The following is a 280-nucleotide window of genomic DNA, read 5'->3' as shown; positions in this document are numbered from 1 at the left end:
GACTACTAGGGTATCTAATCCTGTTCTCTCCCCACGCTTTCGTCCTAGCAGTGTCAGGAAATGCTTAGTAGCCTGCTTACGCTTTTGGTGTTCTCCTACATATCAACGGATTTCACCCCTACTTGTAGAATTCCAGCTACCTCCTCATTCCTCTAGTCTAGTAGTTTCTAAGACAAACACGAAGTTAAGCTTCGGTCTTTCATCAATAGACACACTAAACAACCTATCGGTACGCTTTACGCCCAGTGAAACCGGATAACGCTTGGGGTCTCTGTATCAC

The 280-nt window shown here is 45.4% G+C and carries 1 rRNA gene; it reads right to left on the bottom strand.

From position 1 onward, the window contains the following. A 16S ribosomal RNA gene (locus tag ACTHSL_RS13495) occupies positions 1 to 280 on the bottom strand; the annotation flags it as partial.

It is taken from the genome of Neisseria sp. P0008.S010 (assembly GCF_051962715.1).
Classification (GTDB): Bacteria; Pseudomonadota; Gammaproteobacteria; order Burkholderiales; family Neisseriaceae; genus Neisseria; species Neisseria elongata.
The sequence above is the reverse complement of the archived record's forward strand: the minus strand, read 5'-3'. Positions and strand labels throughout refer to the sequence as shown.